Source organism: Pseudomonas sp. GM80, assembly GCF_000282515.1.
In the GTDB taxonomy this organism is placed as follows: Bacteria; Pseudomonadota; Gammaproteobacteria; order Pseudomonadales; family Pseudomonadaceae; genus Aquipseudomonas.
The window spans coordinates 1-16111 of sequence record NZ_AKJD01000125.1 but is presented as its reverse complement, the minus strand read 5'-3'; the positions used below and the strand labels follow the sequence as shown (position 1 = coordinate 16111).

General features: G+C 59.0%; 15 protein-coding genes and 1 tRNA gene. 12 read left to right on the top strand and 4 right to left on the bottom strand.

Annotated features, from left to right (window positions below; all coding sequences use genetic code 11):
* The first annotated feature begins 19 nt into the window (after window positions 1-19).
* The 6 genes from PMI37_RS19210 to pdeM all read left to right on the top strand — a co-directional run bounded on the left by PMI37_RS19210 (window position 20) and on the right by pdeM (window position 6690).
* On the top strand, window positions 20-748 hold the full coding sequence (locus PMI37_RS19210; protein WP_008083898.1) for an ABC transporter permease: 729 nt from the start codon (window positions 20-22) through the stop codon (window positions 746-748).
* Window positions 745-1455: an ABC transporter permease gene (locus tag PMI37_RS19205; RefSeq protein WP_008083897.1), complete on the top strand. Its 711-nt coding sequence runs from the start codon at window positions 745-747 to the stop codon at window positions 1453-1455. The genes PMI37_RS19210 and PMI37_RS19205 overlap by 4 nt, the downstream gene beginning before the upstream one ends.
* A gap of 27 nt (window positions 1456-1482) precedes the next feature.
* Window positions 1483-2601 (top strand): succinylglutamate desuccinylase/aspartoacylase family protein, encoded by a 1119-nt coding sequence (locus PMI37_RS19200; protein ID WP_008083896.1) that lies wholly within the window; start codon window positions 1483-1485, stop codon window positions 2599-2601.
* A gap of 13 nt (window positions 2602-2614) precedes the next feature.
* On the top strand, window positions 2615-3379 hold the full coding sequence (locus tag PMI37_RS19195; RefSeq protein WP_008083895.1) for an ABC transporter ATP-binding protein: 765 nt from the start codon (window positions 2615-2617) through the stop codon (window positions 3377-3379).
* A 171-nt stretch (window positions 3380-3550) separates the two neighbouring features.
* Window positions 3551-6040 (top strand): ligase-associated DNA damage response DEXH box helicase, encoded by a 2490-nt coding sequence (locus PMI37_RS19190; protein ID WP_045123198.1) that lies wholly within the window; start codon window positions 3551-3553, stop codon window positions 6038-6040.
* Window positions 6037-6690 carry a ligase-associated DNA damage response endonuclease PdeM gene (gene pdeM, locus PMI37_RS19185; RefSeq protein WP_008083893.1) on the top strand — a complete coding sequence of 218 codons (654 nt, stop codon included), beginning with the start codon at window positions 6037-6039 and terminating at the stop codon, window positions 6688-6690. The genes PMI37_RS19190 and pdeM overlap by 4 nt, the downstream gene beginning before the upstream one ends.
* Before the next feature lie 106 nt (window positions 6691-6796).
* On the opposite strand, the gene PMI37_RS19180 is transcribed toward pdeM, so the two are convergent.
* On the bottom strand, window positions 6797-7006 hold the full coding sequence (locus PMI37_RS19180) for a hypothetical protein (RefSeq protein WP_008083889.1): 210 nt from the start codon (window positions 7004-7006) through the stop codon (window positions 6797-6799).
* A 108-nt stretch (window positions 7007-7114) separates the two neighbouring features.
* Complete coding sequence (dcd, locus tag PMI37_RS19175; RefSeq protein ID WP_008083888.1) at window positions 7115-7681, bottom strand: dCTP deaminase; 567 nt, start codon at window positions 7679-7681, stop codon at window positions 7115-7117.
* A gap of 354 nt (window positions 7682-8035) precedes the next feature.
* On the opposite strand from dcd, the gene PMI37_RS19170 reads away from it, so the two are divergent.
* On the top strand, window positions 8036-8245 hold the full coding sequence (locus PMI37_RS19170; protein WP_002554837.1) for a cold-shock protein: 210 nt from the start codon (window positions 8036-8038) through the stop codon (window positions 8243-8245).
* Window positions 8246-8398: 153 nt separating this feature from the next.
* On the opposite strand, the gene PMI37_RS19165 is transcribed toward PMI37_RS19170, so the two are convergent.
* Window positions 8399-9406 (bottom strand): DUF481 domain-containing protein, encoded by a 1008-nt coding sequence (locus tag PMI37_RS19165; protein WP_008083887.1) that lies wholly within the window; start codon window positions 9404-9406, stop codon window positions 8399-8401.
* 165 nt (window positions 9407-9571) lie between these two features.
* Between PMI37_RS19165 and PMI37_RS19160 the strand changes: the two genes are divergently transcribed.
* The 4 genes from PMI37_RS19160 (at window position 9572) to PMI37_RS19145 (ending at window position 14344) form a co-directional block, all read left to right on the top strand.
* On the top strand, window positions 9572-9925 hold the full coding sequence (locus tag PMI37_RS19160; protein WP_008083886.1) for an MGMT family protein: 354 nt from the start codon (window positions 9572-9574) through the stop codon (window positions 9923-9925).
* Between the two features lie 43 nt (window positions 9926-9968).
* The gene (locus tag PMI37_RS19155) at window positions 9969-11528 is read left to right on the top strand and encodes an AmpG family muropeptide MFS transporter (protein ID WP_008083885.1); all 1560 of its coding nucleotides are present in this window, start codon (window positions 9969-9971) and stop codon (window positions 11526-11528) included.
* Window positions 11529-11657: 129 nt separating this feature from the next.
* The gene (locus PMI37_RS19150; protein WP_008083884.1) at window positions 11658-13373 is read left to right on the top strand and encodes a proline--tRNA ligase; all 1716 of its coding nucleotides are present in this window, start codon (window positions 11658-11660) and stop codon (window positions 13371-13373) included.
* Window positions 13374-13390: 17 nt separating this feature from the next.
* Window positions 13391-14344, top strand: coding sequence for a hypothetical protein (locus PMI37_RS19145; protein WP_008083883.1), 954 nt, complete (start codon window positions 13391-13393; stop codon window positions 14342-14344).
* A gap of 127 nt (window positions 14345-14471) precedes the next feature.
* Here PMI37_RS19145 and dinB read toward each other — a convergent pair whose 3' ends face one another.
* Window positions 14472-15533, bottom strand: coding sequence for a DNA polymerase IV (gene dinB, locus PMI37_RS19140; protein ID WP_008083880.1), 1062 nt, complete (start codon window positions 15531-15533; stop codon window positions 14472-14474).
* A gap of 280 nt (window positions 15534-15813) precedes the next feature.
* Between dinB and PMI37_RS19135 the strand changes: the two genes are divergently transcribed.
* Window positions 15814-15890: transfer RNA gene (locus tag PMI37_RS19135), tRNA-Met, on the top strand.
* Window positions 15891-16111: the final 221 nt, after the last annotated feature.

The following is a 16111-nucleotide window of genomic DNA, read 5'->3' as shown; positions in this document are numbered from 1 at the left end:
CCGCTCAGGTTGCTGATTTATGTTCGAAACCCTCCTGCAAAATCTGGGGCTCTCCGCCTTCAGCCTCAAGGGCTTTGGTCCTTTGCTGCTGGAAGGCACCTGGATGACCATCAAATTATCGGCGTTGTCGCTGCTGGTGGCCGTGTTGCTCGGCCTGCTCGGCGCCAGTGCCAAACTGTCAAAGATCAAACTGGTGCGCCTGCCTGCTCAGCTCTACACCACGCTGATTCGCGGGGTGCCGGATCTGGTGCTGATGCTGCTGATTTTCTACAGCCTGCAAACCTGGCTGACATCGCTGACCGACTACATGGAATGGGAATACATCGAGATCAACCCGTTCAGCGCCGGGGTGCTGACCCTGGGCTTCATTTATGGCGCGTATTTCACCGAGACTTTTCGCGGCGCGATCCTCGCGGTGCCGCGCGGTCAGGTTGAAGCTGCGACCGCCTATGGCCTCAAACGCGGTCAGCGCTTTCGCTACGTGGTGTTTCCGCAAATGATGCGCTTCGCCCTGCCGGGCATCGGCAACAACTGGATGGTGATGCTAAAAGCCACCGCGCTGGTGTCGATCATCGGCCTCGCCGACCTGGTCAAAGCCGCACAGGACGCCGGTAAAAGCACCTATCAACTGTTCTACTTTCTGGTACTCGCCGCGTTGATTTATCTGCTGATCACCAGTGCGTCGAACTTCATTCTGCGCTGGCTCGAACGCCGTTATGCCGCCGGTTCCCGGGAGGCCGTACGATGATCGAACTTCTGCAGGAATACTGGCGCGCCTTCCTTTATACCGACGGCCAGAACATCACTGGGCTGGCGATGACGATGTGGCTGCTCACGGCCTCAATCGTTATCGGTTTCCTTGTGTCGATTCCGTTGTCGATCGCGCGGGTGTCGCCGCACTTCTACATTCGCTGGCCGGTGCAGTTCTACACCTACCTGTTCCGCGGCACGCCGCTGTATATCCAGTTGCTGATTTGCTACACCGGGATTTATAGCCTCGCCGCCGTGCGTGCGCAGCCATTGCTCGACAGCTTCTTTCGCGATGCGATGAACTGCACGATCCTCGCTTTCGCCCTCAACACCTGCGCTTACACCACGGAGATTTTCGCCGGGGCGATCCGCAGCATGAACCACGGCGAAGTCGAAGCGGCCAAGGCCTATGGTCTGACAGGCTGGAAGCTGTATGCCTACGTGATCATGCCGTCGGCCTTACGCCGTTCGTTGCCTTACTACAGCAACGAAGTGATCCTTATGCTGCACTCGACCACGGTGGCTTTCACCGCGACCATCCCCGACATCCTGAAAGTCGCGCGGGACGCCAACTCGGCGACCTTCCTGACCTTTCAGTCGTTCGGTATCGCCGCGCTGATCTACCTGACCATTACCTTTGCGCTGGTCGGCCTGTTCCGCCTTGCCGAACGCCGATGGCTGGCCTTCCTCGGCCCGACTCACTAGGACCGGCCCCAGAAAAAAGAGATGCCAATGCGCCACCTGATCCATGACTTGCTGGCCCCGCTGCCGGGGACCGCACGACAGATCCACAGCTTCCACTTCGGCCCGGAGCAGGCCAAGGGCAAGGTTTACATTCAGTCCTCGCTGCATGCCGACGAACTGCCGGGCATGCTCGTCGCCTGGCACCTCAAACAGCGGCTGGCCGAGCTGGAAGCCGCCGGCCGCCTGCGCAGCCAGATCGTGCTGGTGCCAGTGGCCAACCCGGTCGGCCTCGAACAAGTGCTGATGGACGTGCCGCTGGGCCGCTACGAACTGGAGAGCGGGCAGAACTTCAACCGCTGGTTTGTCGACCTCAGTGAAGAGATCGGCAACGCCATCGAAGGCAAACTCAGCGACGATCCGCAGCACAACCTCGAATTGATCCGCAGCCATCTGCGCGACGCCCTCGCCCGCCAGACCGCCAGCACCCAACTGCAATCGCAGCGCCTGACCCTGCAACGGCTGGCTTGCGATGCGGACATGGTGCTCGACTTGCATTGCGACTTCGAATCGGTGGTTCACCTCTACACCACCCCCGAAGCGTGGCCGCAGGTCGAACCGCTGGCGCGCTACATCGAATCCCAGGCAAGCCTGTTGGCCACCGATTCCGGCGGCCAGTCGTTCGACGAGTGCTTCACCCTGTTGTGGTGGCAACTGAAGGAACGTTTCGGCGAACACTTCGAGATTCCGCTGGGCAGTTTTTCCGTGACCGTCGAGTTGCGCGGTCAAGGTGACGTCAATCACCCGATGGCCAGCCGCGATTGCCAGGCGTTGATCGACTACTTGATTCAGTCCGATGCGATCGTTGGCGAAACCAAACCGCAGCCGCCGCTGCCGTATCCCGCCACGCCACTGGCGGGTGTGGAGCCGGTGATCACGCCGGTCGGCGGGCTGCTGGTGTACACGGCGGTGGCCGGCCAGCACCTGGAAGCCGGGCAACAGATTGCTGAAATCATCGACCCGATCAACGATCGGATCACCCCCATTCATTGCACCGCCGCCGGCCTGCTATATGCCCGCTCGCTACGGCGCATGGCCACTGCCGGCATGGTCATCGCCCACGTGGCGGGCGCCGAAGCCTACCGCAGCGGCTACCTACTTTCGCCTTGAGGATGTTCGTCCCATGTACAAACTGACCGTTGAAGGCCTGCACAAAAGCTATGGCGATCATCAGGTGCTCAAAGGCGTTTCGCTCAAGGCCAAAACCGGCGACGTGATCAGCCTGATCGGCGCGAGCGGCTCGGGCAAAAGCACCTTTTTGCGCTGCATCAACTTTCTCGAACAACCCAACGACGGCGCCATGAGCCTCGATGGCCAGACGATCCGCATGGTCACCGACCGTCACGGTATGCACGTCGCCGACGCCGATGAACTGCAACGTTTGCGCACGCGTCTGGCAATGGTCTTCCAGCACTTCAACCTGTGGAGCCACATGACCGTGCTGGAAAACATCACCATGGCCCCGCGCCGGGTGCTGGGTTGCAGCAAACAGGAAGCCGACGACCGCGCCCGGCGTTATCTGGACAAGGTCGGTTTGCCGGCGCGGGTGGCGGATCAGTACCCGGCGTTTTTGTCGGGCGGTCAGCAACAGCGCGTGGCGATTGCGCGGGCGTTGGCCATGGAACCGGAAGTCATGCTGTTTGACGAACCGACTTCAGCGCTCGATCCGGAGTTGGTCGGGGAAGTGTTGAAAGTGATTCAAGGTCTGGCTGAAGAAGGCCGAACCATGATCATGGTGACCCACGAGATGAGCTTCGCCCGCAAGGTTTCCAGCCAGGTGCTGTTCCTGCACCAAGGCCTGGTGGAAGAAGAAGGCGCCCCCGAAGACGTGCTCGGTAACCCGAAAAGCGAGCGTCTCAAGCAATTCCTCAGCGGTAACCTGAAGTAACGTCTCGCTCATGTAGGAGCTGCCGCAGGCTGCGATCTTTTGATCTTGTTCTATAAAGACCAAAATCAAAAGATCGCAGCCTTCGGCAGCTCCTACACTGGCATCCTGATTAAACCTTTCGCTAACTGGCGTGGTCACTGGAAGAACACCTCCAGAGCGCGCGCAGCCGGCATGGCGAAATCTACCGACCACGCAAAAACCTGGTTCAGCGCCCGCGACTGGAAGCCGTTCGCCTTTCAGAAACAGGTCTGGACAGCCGTCAAACGCGGAGAATCCGGGCTGCTGCATGCCAGCACCGGCGCCGGTAAAACCTATGCAGTGTGGTTCGCTGCGCTCAATCGCTTCGCCAAGCCCGCTGCCATTGTCGAAACCTCGCGCAAACGCAAATCACCGGCCGAACCGCTGACCGTGCTGTGGATCACGCCCATGCGCGCCCTCGCCGCCGACACCACGCGGGCCTTGCAAACGCCCGTCGACGATCTGCAGATTCCGTGGAGCATCGGCCTGCGCACCGGCGACACCAGCAGCAGCGAACGCGCCCGCCAGAGCCGGCGCCTACCGACCACGCTGATCACTACGCCGGAAAGCCTGACTTTGCTGCTGGCCCGCGCCGACGCGCAAATCGCGCTCTCGTCGCTACGCATGATCGTCGTTGATGAATGGCACGAACTGCTCGGCAACAAACGTGGTGTGCAACTGCAATTGGCCCTCGCCCGCCTGCGTCACTGGCAACCCGATCTGATTGTCTGGGGCGTTTCTGCAACCCTCGGTAACCAATCCCACGCCGAGCAGGTGCTGATCCCACAGGGCGGCGGCATCAGCGTGCAGGGTCAAAGCGAAAAGGCCTTGCAGGTCGACACCCTTGTCCCACCGTCCACCGAACGTTTTCCCTGGGCCGGGCACATCGGTCTGAAAATGCTGCCGCAGGTGGTCGCCGAGCTGGATGCCTGCGCCAGCACACTGGTGTTCACCAATACCCGGGCGCAGTCTGAAATCTGGTATCAGGCCTTGCTGGAGGCCCGGCCAGATTGGGCCGGGCTGATCGCACTGCATCACAGTTCACTGTCCCGTGACACCCGCGACTGGGTCGAAAAAGCCTTGAAGGAGGGTCTTTTGAAAGCCGTGGTCTGCACGTCAAGTCTGGATCTGGGTGTGGACTTTCTACCGGTCGAACGGGTGCTGCAAATCGGCTCGGCCAAAGGTGTCGCACGCCTGATGCAGCGAGCCGGGCGCTCAGGGCACGCACCGGGGCGCACTTCGCGGGTGACCCTGGTGCCGACGCACAGTCTTGAACTGATCGAAGCCGCCGCCGCCCGCGACGCCGTCGAGCAACGGCGCATCGAACCGCGCCGGTCACCGCACAAACCGCTGGATGTGCTGGTGCAGCATCTGGTCAGCATGGCTCTCGGTGGCGGTTTTCTGCCTGATGAGTTGTACGAAGAAGTCCGCGGTGCCTGGGCTTATCGCGACCTGACGCCTGCGGATTGGGCCTGGGCGCTGGCTTTCGTACGCCATGGCGGGATGTCTCTGACAGCCTATCCGGATTATCGCCGGGTCGAGCCGGACGAGCATGGTGTCTGGCGGGTGCCGGATCCGCGCCTGGCACGGCGCCATCGCATGAGTGTCGGCACCATCGTCAGCGACGCCAGCATCAACCTGAAATTCTGGAGCAAGGGTGGCGGCGGCAAGCAGTTGGGCAGTGTTGAGGAAGGCTTTATTGCCCGGCTCAAACCTGGTGATGGATTTCTATTCGCCGGGCGTTTGCTGGAACTGGTACGGGTTGAAAACATGACGGCTTACGTCAAACGCAGCACCGCAAAAAAAGCCGCCGTACCGCGCTGGAATGGTGGGCGAATGCCACTTTCCAACGAACTCGCCGAAGCCGTGGTCAAGCGTTTCAGTGCCGCCGCGCAAGGTGAGTTTGCTGGCCCGGAAATGCAGGCCTTGCGCCCATTGCTGGAAACACAGGTGCGCTGGTCGGGTTTGCCGACGATCGAAAACCTGTTGGCCGAGGTTCTGAAGTCCCGCGAAGGCTGGCATTTTTTCCTCTATCCCTTTGCCGGGCGTCAAGTGCATTTGGGGCTGGCGAGCCTGCTGGCCTGGCGCGTGAGTCAGCGCCAGCCCGTGACGTTTTCCATTGCGGTGAACGATTACGGTCTGGAATTGCTCAGCGCCACGCCAATCGACTGGGCCGAGCATTTGAATGCCGAGCTGTTCAATGCTGATGATTTATTGGTGGACGTTCTGGCCAGCCTGAACGCCGGCGAACTGGCCCTGCGACGCTTTCGCGAAATCGCCCGAATTGCCGGGCTGGTGTTCGCCGGCTATCCCGGCGCACCGAAAAGCACCCGACAGGTGCAGGCTTCCAGCGGATTGTTTTTTCAAGTGTTCAAACAATATGACGCCGACAACCTGTTGCTCGCCCAAGCAGGGGAAGAAGTCCTACGCGAAGAACTGGATATTCGTCGCCTGGAACAGACATTGGAACGGATCAACGCGATGAAACTGGACGTGCATATGATCAAGCGTCCTACGCCGTTGGGGTTTCCGCTGTTGGTGGAACGCATGCGCGAAAGCATGAGCTCGGAAAAGCTCGCTGACCGGATCAGGCGCATGGTCGGTGATCTGGAGAAAAGCGCTGACCAGGGTGGCTTGCGATGAGCGCGCCCTACCCTGTGCGCCTGGCGGGAGAAGAGCTCTGGCTGTTGCCGGAAAAAGCCCTGTACTGGCCGGCGCAACAGGCGCTGCTGATCGCCGATGTGCATTTCGGCAAGGCCGCTGCCTATCGCAGCCTCGGCCAACCTGTTCCGCAAGGCACCACAGCGAGTAACATCGCGGTGATTGATCAACTGTTGGCGAAGCTGCCCTGTCGGCAATTGATATTTCTCGGCGACTTCCTTCACGGCCCCGGTTCGCATGCCTCGGGCACCATGAGCGCCTTGGCGCAGTGGCGCTCACGCCACGTTGATCTGCCGATGACACTGATTCGCGGCAATCATGACAAGCGCGCTGGCGATCCACCCGCGTCATTGAACATTCGCGTGGTACCGGAGCCGCTGCTGCTTGGGCCGTTTGCGCTGCAACACGAACCGGATCCGCATGCTGAACGGCATGTACTGGCCGGCCACGTACATCCGGTCTATCGGCTGCACGGCAAAGGCCGGCAGAGTCTGCGGCTGGCGTGTTTCAGGTTAGGCGAACGCATCAGTCTGCTGCCGGCATTCGGTGCGTTTACCGGCGGTTATCCGGTAGAAAAAGACAGCAATTGCAGGATCTTCGTCATCGGCGACGACGAAATTTGGCCCTTGTAGGAGCAAAGCTTGCTCGCGAAGCGATCTATCTGACTCATCCGTGGTGGATGAGCGGACATTTTCGCGATCAAGCTTTGCTCCTACAAAAGTACAAGCTACGCGGTGATCAAGCGACCGGGGCCGGTGGCGGTTCGTCCGGCAGGGTTGGCTCACCCGGCTCGGTTGGCTGTTCGTTGGGGGTGTCGGGGTCAGGCTGACCGGGAATTCCACCGGCCATGCTCAAGGCTGGTTGTGCCAACAAGGACCAGGCCAAAACGCCAATCTGATTGGGCTCAAGCCTTGCCAGCTCGGCACTGATATGCGGATCGATCTTCATAAAGCACTCCTCGGCGAAGGCCCGTTTTGCCTCAAGCAAAAACGGGCAGTACACCCCATAGAGTGTCTGCCCGCCAAAGAATTCCCGACATCCGCCGGATGGACCCAATCAGGTACGCGGCAGAGTCACGCCACGCTGGCCCTGGTACTTGCCGCCGCGATCCTTGTAGGAAACTTCACATTCTTCATCGGATTCGAGGAAGAGCATCTGCGCCACGCCTTCGTTGGCGTAGATTTTTGCCGGCAGATTGGTGGTGTTGGAGAACTCAAGGGTCACGTGACCTTCCCACTCAGGCTCAAGCGGGGTCACGTTGACGATGATGCCGCAACGCGCGTAGGTGCTTTTACCCAAGCAGATGGTCAATACATTGCGCGGAATGCGGAAGTATTCGACGGTGCTGGCCAGCGCGAACGAGTTCGGCGGAATGATGCAGACATCGCTGTGGACGTCGACGAAGCTGCCCGGATCGAAGTTTTTCGGGTCGACGATCGACGAGTTGATGTTGGTGAACACCTTGAAGTGATTGGTGCAACGCACGTCGTAGCCGTAGCTCGACACACCGTAGGAGATCACCCGGCTGTCGTCGCTGCCGCGCACCTGGCGCTCGACGAACGGCTCGATCATGCCCTGTTCCTGCGCCATGCGGCGAATCCACTTGTCCGATTTGATGCTCATGGCGGGGTGTCCTGAATAGCGAGGTGGAAAAATTCTGTCCGGCATCTTACCGGGCGCGCCGCCTCGTTCAAAGTGCGCACTGCAATTCTCGGCGATCCCCCATGATTTACGCGGTCTGGCGACGAACCGTCACACCGCCGATCCCTAAATCGAAGAAACCTTCGCAAGAAGCATTGGCACGTTCCGGAAAAAGGGTTAAGGTGGCGCCACTGTGCTGCTTGTGTCACTGAGAATCTCTACACGATATGTTGAATTTCGATCCAACCATCTACAAGAATTTTTCCTGCTCTTTGCACTCAGTCTCGGCCAGGGTTCTTCCTGAGTCGCAGTTATCTTTGTTCAAGGAGTTACACCATGTCTAATCGCCAAACCGGTACCGTTAAGTGGTTCAACGATGAAAAAGGCTTCGGCTTCATCACTCCACAATCCGGTGACGACCTGTTCGTTCACTTCAAAGCTATCCAATCCGACGGCTTCAAAAGCCTGAAAGAAGGCCAACAGGTTTCTTTCATCGCTACCCGCGGTCAGAAAGGCATGCAAGCTGAGGAAGTACAAGTTATCTAACTTGTAGCTTCTTTAGAAAAGAGCCCCGCCCTTAAAAGCGGGGCTTTTTTGTGGGCGTCTGTTTTGCGCAGCCAAAAAAGATCGCAGCCTTCGGCAGCTCCTACTGGGTTAAATGTAGGAGCTGCCGAAGGCTGCGATCTTTTGCTTTATGCCTTACCAGGCCACGCCAAACCCTGCGGTGTAGCGGGTCTTGCTCAAGTCAGCATCATTGGTGCCACTGATGATGTCACGCTCAGCCTTGAGATTGAGCGAAGCCCACTCCGTGACCTTGTAGCGCAAGCCCATCTCGGCATCCAGCGCGTAATCAGCCACGCCCGAAAGCGGCTTGCCGACTTCACCATTGGTGAAGAACTCGACCTTCTTGCCGATCAGGTAGCGGTTGTAGTCCCACTTCATGGCGACGGAATAGAAGTTATCCTTGCTGCCATCGCGATATTCGTAATCCGTGCGGTTAAGCAGAGAGCCCAGAGAGAACGCGCCCAGCTCATCGTCCCAGAATTGGTAGCCCGGACCGGTACCGACCACACGCTGGCGAGCCAGTTCTTCGATGTGATCACGCTTGTAGTTCAGACGGCCCTGCCAGAACCATTGATCCGTGAGGAAGCGGTCCAGGGAATATTCAGCGCGCCAGTTGTCGGTGGTCGTTACATCATCCTGCACTTCGCGGTTGTACTCACCCTCGGCGATATGCCGCCAGCGACCGTGCCGCGCCGTGGTCTTGAAACCGACATCGTAATCATCGGTGTCCTTCTCGGCCCGCTGATAGTCCAGCGCCAGATCGACATTGCCCTTCCAGACCAGATCCTCGACCACCGGTTTCGGTTTGAGAATCTGCTGAATGCTTGCCAGTTCGACGGTCTTCGGCGCTTCGCCATTGGCTAGGGTGACCTTGCCATCTTCCGCCGCTGTCAGCGACTTCGACACCTCACCGGTGTAGGCATCCTGCTTGACCAGCAAGTGCTGATCGCTGTCGAGCGTCTTCACCTCTTTCCAGTCAATCGTGACCGCCCCGGCGTATTTGGTCTGAATCAACAGCTTGCCGCCGTCGAACACAGTAATGGTGCCGCTCAGCTTGTCACCGTTCTTCAACCAGACGGTGTCGGCAAGCAGGGGCGTGGACGCACTGAAAACAGCAAGGCACAGCAGGGATCTGGACAACATAAGCGAATCGGAGGCTCAAGTTTGCGAAAAAAGGTCGGCATTATCCGTAGGAATAAGACCCTGACAAGGACTGACCGGACTATTTCCGATGAGTTCATTTCTCAACTACCCGATCACGGATTACTCTGAAAGCCATCAAACTGTTCATGCTCAGGAACCGCGTACGTGAAAGACCCGCTCGACAGCGTTGAAAACGATGCGCAAATCCGACGCACGGCGCTCTACTCGACCCTCGCACAAGTGCCCGAGGGCAAAGTCGTCAGCTATGGTCAGCTGGCCGAACTCGCCGGATTGGGGCGCGCCGCTCGCTGGGTCGGCCGCACGCTGAGTCAGTTGCCCGGCGATACCAAACTGCCCTGGCACCGCGTACTGGGCGCCGGCGGTCGGATCAGCCTGCCAGTGGGCAGCCCGTCGGGTGATGAACAACGGGCGCGATTACGCACGGAAGGCATCACCGTCCGGAATAATCGTGTGGATATTCAGCGCCATGGCTGGCGTCCGGTAGAGCACAGCGGTTAGAGTGCGCGCTTTGTTTTCGCAATCTTGAGGCAGACTTCAGCCCATGCCCCGTAAAACCTGGCGCGCCGCGCTAGCTGCTTATGCCAGTCCTTCGACGCTCGTGCTGTTGTTGCTCGGTTTCGCTGCCGGCCTGCCGTACATGCTGGTGTTTTCAACGCTATCTGTCTGGCTGCGTGAAGCCGGCGTAGCCCGTGAAACGATCGGCTATGCCAGCCTGATCGGCCTGGCTTATGCGTTCAAATGGGTCTGGTCACCCCTGCTCGACCAATGGCGCCTGCCGTTGCTGGGCAAGCTTGGCCGTCGCCGCTCGTGGCTGGTGCTCTCACAAGTGCTGGTGATACTCGGGCTGATCGGCATGGGTTTCTGTGACCCACAGAAACACCTGTCGTGGTTGATCGCCATCGCCGTTGTCGTCGCATTCGCCTCCGCCACTCAAGACATCGCGGTGGATGCCTATCGCCTGGAAATCGCCGAAGACAACCGCCAGGCGGCCCTCGCCGCCAGTTATATGTCGGGCTATCGCGTGGCAGCCTTGCTGGCGACTGCCGGCGCCTTGTTCTTCGCTGAAGGCTTTGGCTCCACGGGCTTCAACTATAAACACTCGGCCTGGGCCGGCACTTATGCGCTGTTCGGCGCACTGATGATACCGGCGCTGCTGACCACGCTGTTCATGCGCGAGCCGCCAGTGCCACTGCGCACGCAATTGCAGGCCGGGCGCTACACCTTCATGCATCAACTGATGTCGGTGTTTGTGCTGATCATCCTGCTGGTGTCCGTGCCGGCGATGTTCACGCAACTCTACAACACTGATTTCGCCAGCGTGTTGTTCGGCGGCATGAGTCCACTCGATCTGCTGCTGGAAGACCGTGCTTTCCTGCGCGCCATTCTTTATACGCTGCTGACCGGCCTGTGCCTGTCGACCATGGGCCGCCGTGGCCTGGCGCCGGTGTTGACTCCCGTCAACGACTTCATCCTGCGTTATCGCTGGCAGGCACTGTTGCTGCTCGGACTGATCGCCACGTATCGGATGTCGGACACGGTGATGGGCGTCATGGCCAACGTGTTCTACATCGACCAGGGTTTCACCAAGGATCAGATCGCCAGTGTCAGCAAGATCTTTGGCCTGATCATGACCCTCGTCGGCGCCGGCATGGGCGGCCTGCTGATCGTGCGTTTCGGCATTCTGCCGATTCTGTTTATCGGCGGCGTCGCTTCGGCAGCCACCAACCTGCTGTTCGTAATGCTCGCCGACATGGGCCCGGACCTGCAGATGCTGGTGGTCACTATCTCCCTCGACAACTTCAGCTCGGGCCTCGCGACGTCGGCGTTCGTGGCCTATTTGTCGAGCCTGACCAACCTGAAGTTCTCTGCTACGCAATACGCCCTGCTCAGCTCGATCATGCTCCTGCTGCCGCGCCTGATGGGCGGCTATTCCGGCGTTCTGGTCGAGAAATTCGGCTACCACAGCTTCTTCCTTATCACCGCGCTATTGGGCGTGCCGACACTGGTGCTGATCGCCTTGCACTGGTTTCAAGAGAGCCGCCGCGAAGGCCCGACACCGAAGCCCGAGCCTGTACCAACGCCGGTCGCGGAAGAGTCGTAAGACATTTCGCCAATGGCGGGAGGAATCCCGCCGTTGGACCCCACCGCCGGCCACACTTCTGTACGTCAGCAAAACTCGCCGGTACACTGCTCCGTCATTTCCAGTCATAGCAACCGACAACGGCCAACCATGCGCACCAGTCAATTTTTGCTCGCCACACAGAAAGAAACGCCTTCCGATGCGGTCGTCATCAGCCATCAGCTGATGCTGCGCGCCGGCATGATCCGCAAGCTCGCCTCCGGCCTGTACACCTGGCTGCCCATGGGCCTGCGGGTGATGCGCAAGGTTGAAGCCATCGTTCGTGAAGAAATGAACGCTGCCGGTTCTCTGGAAGTGTTGATGCCGAGCACCCAACCGGCCGAGCTGTGGCAGGAATCGGGGCGCTGGGAAGAATACGGCCCTGAATTGCTGCGCATCAAAGACCGCCACGGTCGTGACTTTTGCGCGGGCCCGACCCACGAAGAAGTGATCACCGATCTGATGCGCAACGAGTTGAGCAGCTATAAACAGCTGCCAATCAACCTGTACCAGATCCAGACCAAATTCCGTGACGAAATCCGTCCACGCTTCGGTTTGATGCGCGGCCGCGAATTCATCATGAAGGACTCGTACTCCTTCCACGCGGATCAGGTTTCGCTGCAAATCACCTACGACCGCATGCATGAAGCCTACTGCAACATCTTCACGCGTCTGGGTCTGAAATTCCGTCCGGTGGAAGCCGACAACGGTTCGATCGGTGGCGCTGGTTCGCACGAATTCCACGTACTGGCCGAGTCCGGCGAAGACGATATTGTTTTCAGCAACGGTTCCGACTACGCAGCGAACATCGAAAAAGCCGAAGCCGTGCCACGCGAAACCTCGCGCGCCGCTGCGACTGAAGAGCTGCGTCTGGTCGATACGCCAGACACCAAAACCATCGCGACCCTGGTGGAAAAATTCAATCTGCCGATTGAAAAGACCATCAAGACCCTGATCGTGCGCGCCGAAGAAGAAGGCAAGCTGATCGCGCTGGTGATTCGTGGCGACCACGAACTCAACGAAATCAAGGCAGCCCAGCAACCTGGCGTAGCCAGCCCGCTGGTCATGGCCACCGACGCCGAACTGCGTGACGCCATTGGCGCCGGCGCCGGTTCGCTCGGCCCGCTGAACCTGCCGCTGCCAATCATCATCGACCGCTCGGTCGAGCTGATGAGCGACTTCGGTATCGGCGCGAACATCGACGACAAGCACTACTTCGGCGTGAACTGGGAGCGTGATCTGCCGGTTCCGACCGTGGCTGACCTGCGTAACGTCGTCGCCGGCGACCCAAGCCCGGACGGCAAAGGCACGCTGGAAATCAAACGCGGCATCGAAGTCGGGCACATCTTCCAGCTGGGCAACAAGTACAGCAAGGCGATGAAGTGCGAAGTGCTGGGCGAGAACGGCAAGCCAGTGACCCTGGAAATGGGTTGCTACGGCATTGGCGTTTCCCGCGTGGTGGCTGCGGCCATCGAGCAGAACAACGACGCCAACGGCATCATCTGGAGCGACACCCTGGCGCCGTTCCAGATCGCGCTGGTACCTCTTCGTTATGAAACCGAGCAGGTGCGCGAAGCCACCGACAAGCTGTACGCCGAACTGACGGCGGCCGGCTTCGAAGTGCTGCTGGACGATCGCGACAAGAAAACCAGCCCGGGCATCAAGTTCGCGGACATGGAACTGATCGGCATTCCTCACCGGATCGTGGTCAGCGACCGCGGCCTCGCCGAAGGCAACCTGGAATACAAGAGTCGTACCGAAGGCGAAGCGCAAGCATTGCCGGTCGCCGACGTACTGTCCTTCCTTCAGGCCCGTATCCGCCGCTGAAACCAGATAGAGACGTCATGTTCAAGCGAAACACCTTAGGCCTCGGTGGCACCGCCCTGTGCGGCGCCCTGCTGGTCAGCGGCTGTGCCAATCACATGTCACAGCGCAGCGAGCACGAAGAGCGGGTCGAGCGTAAATTGCTCGACCACAGCCTGCAGATTGATGTCGGTGAGCCTAAGGAGCTTGAGCTGCCGCAGCGACGCGTGAAGATCAACGAACAGAAGACTTTTGAAGTCACCGAGTTCGAAGTGACGCGTCGCTACGATCGCTACACGCCTTACCAGCCTTGGCGCGAGGTCTACGAGATTCCGCTGGGCGTGGTGGCGGTGGTCGGTGGCGTCGGCGCCAACGTGGTCAACGTGTTTGCACTCGGCAACCTGCCGGACAGCGTGACCAAGGATTGGCTGAGTTACGGTTTTGCCGGGCTCAACCCGTTCATGAACGTGCAGTCCAACGGCCGTGCGCAGCAAAACCTTGCAGGTATCGATGAAGTCCAGCGCGACAAGCGCACGGAGTATTCGAGCCTGCCGTGGAGCGAGCGGCCGGTGCAGGTCAAGGCTGGCAAACAGACCTTCGACATGACCACCGACCGCAACGGTGTGCTGCGTGTGAACCTGCTCGACAGCCCATTCGCTGAGCATGACCTCAATTACGTCGGCAAACTGCAGATCAGTGTCGAGGACGCTAAGGATGACGTGCATTCCGACTCATCCCTGGCGATCAGCAGTCACCTGCGTGGCAAGTTGCTCGAAGCGCACGGGCTGATTTATGACGACCTGGAAGACGACGAAGTGAGCCAGTGGGTACACCGGGTCAAACGTCTTTCGGAACTGGGTCTGGAAGAAGAAGCCAGCGAACTGGAACAAAGCCTGATTGAACTGACGCGCAACGATCCTGAGCTGCAGACTGAGTTTCTCAAGTCTTTGACCAAGGATGCCGGGCGTCTGGTGGCGGATCCGGGACCGAACTAAAAGCTAAAGGCATCGCGGGCAAGCCCGCTCCCACAAGGTTTATGGGTGTTCACACAATATGTGTTTCACCATCGAACACTGTGGGAGCGGGCTTGCCCGCGATGACTATCTGCCATACGCCGCAAATCTACCGTTCAAACAACTCCATCTGCTCAAATCCACCGCGCAAATCCTCCAGCCGCACCCCAACCCCCAACAACCGCACCGGTTTCCCCCCGCGATTGAACGCCTGCGTCAGCATCAACTGATAACTGCCCAGATCCCGCCCTGCCCCGGCCTGCTCCAGCGTCGTCTGGGTAAAGTCATGAAACTTCACTTTGACGAACGGCTTGCCCGGCCGATAACTGCTGTCGATCCGCGCCATGCGGGTTTTCAGGGTTTCCAGCAACTCCGGCAACTTATCCAGGCAACTGCGCAAGTCCGGCAGATCGACGTCGTAGGTGTTTTCCACGCTGATCGACTGACGCCGACTGTCGTTGTGCACCAAGCGATCATCGATCCCACGCGCCAGACTCCACAAACGCTCGCCGAAGCTACCGAATTCACGCACCAGCGCCAATTTCTCCCACTCGCGCAGCTGCGAACAGTCGACGATGCCGTGCTTGCCCAGTTTGTCAGCCGTGACTTTGCCGACACCGTGCAACTTGCTCACCGGCAAGCCGCTGACAAAGTCTTCGACCTGATCCGGGGTAATCACGAACAAGCCATTGGGCTTTTTCCAGTCGCTAGCGATTTTGGCCAGAAACTTGTTTGGCGCCACACCCGCAGACACGGTGATGTGCAATTGATTGGAGACTCGCCGACGGATGTCTTGGGCAATCCGCGTGGCACTGCCGCCGAAATGCGCGCTGTCCGACACATCCAGATAGGCTTCATCCAGCGACAGCGGCTCGATCAGGTCGGTGTAATCGCTGAAGATGGTATGGATTTCTTTTGACGCCTCGCGATAGGCATCCATGCGCGGTTTGACGATGGTCAGGTCCGGGCACAGCTTCAAGGCATGCCCCGACGCCATCGCCGAACGCACGCCGTATGCCCGCGCTTCATAGTTGCAGGTGGCGATCACCCCTCGCCGATCAGCCGAACCACCCACCGCCAACGGCTTGCCGGCCAGACGCGGGTCATCGCGCATCTCGATGGCGGCGTAAAAACAATCGCAGTCGATGTGGATGATTTTTCGCTGAGTCATGTCAGAAAAGGAAACGTGGCGAGCCGGATCGGCAGTATCTCACTGACACCTGTATATAGCACCAGTGGTATGAATGTTCTTTTCCACGTGTAGGAAAATCGCTTTGAATTTATTTTCTCAATCGACAAACGACCTTCAATAGAGCTGAAAGCCGCGCCACGCCTGCCCTGCAGCCTGAAAAACACCCGAGAAAAAACGCTAACCGATTGAACCTCAACAGATTTTATCCAGATTGCGGGTTGACACCCCAGCGTTCCTCTGTAGAATGCCGACACACAGACGCGGGATGGAGCAGTCTGGTAGCTCGTCGGGCTCATAACCCGAAGGTCGTCGGTTCAAATCCGGCTCCCGCAACCAAACATCAAAAAAGGCTACTCGAAAGAGTGGCCTTTTTTGTGCGCGTCTGTTTTGTCGATTTCCTCTTCTTATAGAGAAGCCATCGCTAAACAGGAATTCTTTGCATTTCCGAAACTTAAGCCTCCACCTGCGACCGTTTGACGCGAATGCACACTTATTTGACCCTTTATGGGATTAGCGGTTGACACCCCGTCGTTCGTCTGTAGAATGCCGCCACACAG